The 6,000-nt window shown below is 41.0% G+C and carries 3 protein-coding genes; 2 read left to right on the top strand and 1 reads right to left on the bottom strand.

What is annotated here, in order from left to right:
* Window positions 1–3,234, top strand: a 3,234-nt coding sequence (locus tag HMPREF1477_RS09720; protein ID WP_016475909.1) for a YadA-like family protein, incomplete at its 5' end; no start/stop codon positions are given.
* 256 nt (window positions 3,235–3,490) lie between these two features.
* On the top strand, window positions 3,491–4,900 hold the full coding sequence (locus tag HMPREF1477_RS04020) for an MATE family efflux transporter (RefSeq protein ID WP_016475908.1): 1,410 nt from the start codon (window positions 3,491–3,493) through the stop codon (window positions 4,898–4,900).
* A 273-nt stretch (window positions 4,901–5,173) separates the two neighbouring features.
* Here the strand turns inward: HMPREF1477_RS04020 and HMPREF1477_RS04015 are convergent, their stop codons facing one another.
* The gene (locus HMPREF1477_RS04015; RefSeq protein ID WP_016475907.1) at window positions 5,174–5,881 is read right to left on the bottom strand and encodes a glutamine amidotransferase; all 708 of its coding nucleotides are present in this window, start codon (window positions 5,879–5,881) and stop codon (window positions 5,174–5,176) included.
* Between the last annotated feature and the right edge of the window lie 119 nt (window positions 5,882–6,000).

Genomic DNA, 6,000 nt, shown 5'->3' with positions numbered 1-6,000 from the left:
CAAAATGAACGAGACTTTACATTCACCCTTAACAAAGATCTTGTGAAGATGAACTCTGCCACATTCCTTGGTACAGGCACCAATAAAACTGTTATTACTGGCGATTCCATTACGCAAACTGCAGGTACTCAAACAAATACATCTACTGCAGCAGGTAATACTGTAGCTAATGGTACTAAGTCCACAGAGACTACTGCAGCTGGTCAAGTGATTAAAGACGGTGCTAAGACTAATACTTCTACTGTTGATGAAAATACAATTGTAGATGGTACTAAGTCAAATAAATCCACTGTGGATGGTAATACTATTACAGATGGTACAAATACTACAGCAACAACATCTAGCTCTGTAACTGTCAAAGATAATGCTGGTAACAGCACCGTTATTACAAAAGATAATGTTACAACTGGTGTTGGTGGTAACAAAATTACTCTTGATGGTACAGCTGGTAAGGCTACAGTTGGCGCCTCTGTAGTTGATGGTGTAAATAATACATTCACTACAGGTGGTGCTAATGCTGTTAAGTTAGATGGTGCAGCAGGTACAATCAAGACTGGTACTGTAACAGTAACTGGTGGTACAACAAACGATATTACTGGTTTGTCTAACACAACAGTAAATTCTGCAGACTTTGCAACGAAAGGCCGTGCGGCTACAGAAGAACAATTAAAAGCTGTAGGCGAACAAACATGGCAAATCACGGCAGATAAAGATGCTACTACTTCTGGTGTTCAAACAGGTACTAAGAAGGATGCTAAGGTTGGTAAAGATGATAAAGTTCAATTGATTGCTGGTGAAAACATGACAGTAAATCAAAATGAACGAGACTTTACATTCACCCTTAACAAAGATCTTGTGAAGATGAACTCTGCCACATTCCTTGGTACAGGCAGTAATACAACAGTCATTACTGGTAACAGTATTACACAAACTGCGGGTGCTCAAACGAATACATCTACAGCAGCCGGTAACACGATAGCAAATGGTACTAAATCCACAGAAACCACAGCAGATGGTCAAGTCATTAAAGATGGTGCTAAGTCTAACAAGTCCACTGTAGATAGTAATGTTATCGATGATGGTAATGGTAATGTAAATACATCCAATGCAACATCGAATACCATTACAGATGGTACAAATACATCTACTATAACTGCTGGTAAAGCCAACATTGGAAACATTGCTGTTGATGGTGTGAACAATAAGATTACTATGGGGAATGGTGCAAGTCCTGTTACACTAGATGGCGCTAATGGTCATTTGGATGGTTTAACTAATACAACATGGGTTCCAGGTGTAACAAAAGCTACTACTGGCCGTGCTGCTACAGAAGATCAATTGCAACAAGTATCTGATGCAGTAGGCGCTGGTTGGAAGGTGAATACTGGTACCGTTGCTGGTTCTAGCGGTGTATCTAATGGTGCTGCTTCAACTAAGGTATCCAGTGGTGAAGAAGTAAAACTTCAAGCCGGAGATAACCTTGTTATCGACCAAAATGGCAAAACAGTATCTTATTCTTTGAATAAAGACCTTACTAAGATGAATTCTGCAACCTTTGAAGCAACAGGCGGTAAAACAACTGTTATCAAAGGCGATAGCATCGTTCAAACAGATGGTGGTAAAACAAATACATCTAATGCAGCGGGTAACACTGTTGTAGATGGTAATAAATCCACTGCTACAACTGCAGCGGGTACTACTATCACTGATGGTGCTAAGACGAACACATCTACAGCTGATAAAAATGTAATTGATGATGGCGCAGGTAATACTAATGTATCCAATGCAACTAGTAATACATTGAAAAATGCAGCTGGTGATGAAACTAAGGCTGATGCTAAGGGGGTAACTGTTAAAGATGCTGCTGGCAACAATGCAACTTTCACTAAAGATGGCATAACGATTACAAAAACTGGTAAAGATACGGTTTCCTTGACTAGCAATGGCCTCGATAATGGCAAGAATAAGATTGTGAATGTTGCGGCTGGTGTGGCGAATACAGATGCAGTTAATGTTGGTCAGTTGAAAGAATATGCTGCTAAGTCCACTACAGAATTGACTGCTAATGGTGGTCAACCTGCAGGTAGTACGACGGGCAATATTGTATTAACTAAGACAACTGCTGCCGATGGTCATACAATTTATGACAATAAGTTGAATGATAAGATTACCTTAGGGACAGATCCAACGAAGGCGGTTACAGTAGATGGTACTACTGGCACGGTAACAGGCTTAACTAATAAAACTTGGACACCAGGTTCTATCGTTTCTGGCCGTGCGGCTACAGAGGATCAATTGAAAGAGGCCGTAGCTGATTCTGGTTGGAAGGCTGCTGTTGATAAAGAAGGATCTGGTCAAAGCACTGTTGTAGGTACAAGCCCTGAAAAAATCAAGGCTGAAGAAACCGTTACTTTCAAAGCAGGCAATAACATGATGGTTACTCAAACAGGTAAATCTATCAGTTATGCGGTAAATCCTGAGCTTACAGACATGAAGTCTGCTACATTTAAGGATGCGGCTGGCAATACAACGGTAACGAATGGTAATGGTATTACCATTACGCCTGGTAGTGCGAACCCTACAAATCCACATGCAGGCCCTGTATCCTTAACGAAGGATGGCCTCAATAATGGTAATAACCAAATTAAAGGGGTGGCGCCTGGTACAGATCCAACAGATGCAGTGAATGTATCTCAATTAAATGCGTCCAATGCAAATACTAGCCAAGCTATCAATCAAATAGCAGGTGAAGTACAACATGTTGGTGCTCATGCAGCGGCAATGGCAGCATTGAAACCTATTCAATACGATCCATTAGAACCAACACAAGTCATGGCCGGTGTAGGCAACTATCGCGGTGAAACTGCGGCAGCCCTTGGCCTTGCGCATTACACAAATGAAAACACTATGTTCAACGTAGGCGTTTCCGTTGGTGGTAACCATAATATGGTTAATGCTGGTGTAACTCATAAATTTGGTTACAGCCCAGAAAAGAAAAATATTCCAGATCGTTACAAAGCAGGCCCTATTAGCTCTGTGTATGTAATGCAAGATGAAGTCTCTAGCCTTAAAAAGGAAAATGCAGAACAAAAATATGTTATCGCTGATCAAGCGGCGCGTCTTACTACGTTAGAAGCTGAGAACGAACAACAACGTCGTGAATTGGCAGAAACGAAGAAGGGCTTAGATGATTTGAAAGCAGCGGTAGATAAATTGTTAGCATCCAAAGGCTAAGTAATATATGATTGATAATAAAAATCAACTTGTAAAGATATAATAATCTTGGAATAAAATAAAGAACCCTCTTAACTACGATACTTATACCCTGATAGGTATAAAACGTATGCAAGGGGGTTCTTTGCATTTTTGATATAAGTTATTATTTAAAATGCATGACATATGAATGACTTCTCATATGTTATATGATATAATACGGTAATATTATGGAAAGTTTAATGTAATCTCTTGAGGTTTATTATGGGGAGTCATTATGTTAACATCATTACAACGCTGGTTCTCAGTAGATACCATATTACCGATGAAGGATCGACTGGGGCCGGTAGATACTACAAAAAACTTATATAATAAATACTTAAAAATAGCTTGGCCTGCGACCTTGCAAGGACTCATGATGCAGTTGATGACTGCCATTGATTTGGCTATGGTAGGCTCCTTGGGTGCCTCTGCACTGGCTTCTGTAGGTATCATGGGACAACCAGAAATGGTTATGCTCGTCATTTGCCGGGCCTTATCGATTGCAGTCACCGCAATTATTGCGCGCCGTCATGGTGAAGGTGATGTAGATGGCATGAATGCAGTGCTCAAGCAATCCATACTACTGAACTTTTTAATTTATATTCCATTGCTTGCTACGTGCTTATTTAATTTAGAGCATATTTTGCGATTTACCGGCGCAGAGGATGGGTATATTGAAACGGCTGTTTGGTATGGTCGGTTCATTGTCATGAGCCTTGTGTTCCAGTCCTTTAGCCAAATTGTAGGGGGCGCTCTCATCGGCTATGGTAATACAAAGGTTATCTTTAAATCCAATGTGGTAGGGAATATATTAAATACGATTATGAATTTCTTCTTAATCTATGGTATTGCCTTTTTCCCAGAATTTGGTGTCATGGGGGCCGGTATTTCGACGCTCATCAGTAGTGCCGTTATCGCAGCATTGCTATTGCGGGCTATTTCGCAACATACCAAGACTGGTCTAACCTTATTGCATCCGTCAAAATGGCGCTTTGAGCGTTCCGTACTTCATACGATATTCCACGTAGGGGGTAGCTCTTTAGGGGAGCAGTTCTTTGAACGTTTTGGTATGTATACATATACCATGATTGTGGCATCCCTTGGTGCCGTACCGTTGGCTGCACATTATGTGTGTATGAATTTGATGGATATATTCTATTACTTTGCCATGGGCCTTGGCTTTGCCGGGGCTTCTCATACGGGGCAAAACTTAGGACATAAACGGCCGGATTTAGCGAAGGCTTTTGGTCGTATCGGTGCTCGCATGGGTTTATTTGTGGGGGTCGTTAGCGGTCTCATTTTTATTAGTGCCGGTCATTTGCTGGTACAAGCCTATACTCGTGAAAGCGAGGTTGTCACATTAGCTACGGCATTGATGGGCATTATGGCTATCGCTGCCTTTCCTCAAGCACTACAACAGGTCTTTGCAGGCGTGTTGAAAGGTGCAGGTGATACCTTCTATATCATGAATTATTCATTAATTAGCGTTGCTGTTATTCGCCCAATCATTACCTATATACTATGTATTACATTAGGTCTAGGCCTATATGGGGCATGGATTTCTCTATGCTTAGATCAATCGTTACGGCTTGTTTGTGCCTACATACGTTTTATAGGTGGTTCATGGCAGCATAAGGTGGTATAGGTACATTGAAACTTTTAAAATAGTTTATGAAAGTTTTATGAAAAACTTCTTGCCTAGTAATTAAGAATGGTATACAATACAGATGTGGAATAAATGACACGTTGGGGAACGTGTTGTTTGTAAAAATCATCAATTTCACGTATATATGTAAGGGATATATATATGAATATAAAGAGGCATCGGCCAGTAATGGTTGATGCCTCTTTTATATGCGTGTGCACATGACTAAGCCCCCAGATAAACAGGGGGCTTGTAGTATGTTTATGAGATTAATTATAGATTATTACATTCTAGCCATGCGGCCATAGCTTTTTTGCCTGCTGCTGGTAGGGACTCGGAGAATACTCGTGCATCTTTGCGGATTCTAGGAATATCAATGCCCGCATTACATAGCTCTGCACAGTGGCCCACAAGCCAGCTTTCAATAACGGTCGGATCTGCCTCTAGGTGAAATTGCAATCCTAAAATATGATTGCCAATCGAAAAGGCTTGGTTAGGACAGAGGTCTGTTTCAGCAAGGCGAACGGCACCTTCTGGAATGTCAAATTCATCGCCATGCCAGTGTAGAACAGGTGTATTGCCTAAGAGGGCTAGTGGTGTATGTTGCCCTTCAGCAGTAAAACGCAATGGTCCAAAGCCGATTTCCTTTTTGCCATGGCTCATAGGGCCCACATGGCCGCCCATGATGCGGGAAATAAGTTGCGCTCCAAGACAGATGCCGAGTAATGGTTTTTTACTATCGATGCGGTCCTTAATAAACTTGATTTCATCGGTTAAAAAAGGATAGATTTCTTCGTCGTATGCACCAATAGGTGCCCCACAGACGATAACAAGATCTGCCTTACTTGCATCGTACTGATTAAAGTCAGCAAGGGGGGCCTCAATATATTCTAAGGTAAAGCCGCGTTCTATTAATAAAGGTTCTAAAATACCTGCGTTTTCAAAGTGGATATGACGTACTACATAGGCTGTTTTACTCATGGTTCCTCCTTATAACTATGTACAACTATCTAGTGCTAGTATATCATATTCTATAGAATTTTATGTGAGCTTTCACACAAAGTAAAGCAAGTGGGAAGAGTCATGTTTACTTTCATACA

It is taken from the genome of Veillonella sp. HPA0037 (assembly GCF_000411535.1).
GTDB classification, from domain to species: Bacteria; Bacillota; Negativicutes; order Veillonellales; family Veillonellaceae; genus Veillonella; species Veillonella atypica.
The sequence above is the reverse complement of the archived record's forward strand: the minus strand, read 5'-3'. Positions and strand labels throughout refer to the sequence as shown.

Coding starts and splice junctions, on each gene's coding strand:
- HMPREF1477_RS04020 (WP_016475908.1), top strand. CDS start 3,491: ATGTTAACATCATTACAACGCTGGTTCTCAGTAGATACCATATTACCG.
- HMPREF1477_RS04015 (WP_016475907.1), bottom strand. CDS start 5,881: ATGAGTAAAACAGCCTATGTAGTACGTCATATCCACTTTGAAAACGCA.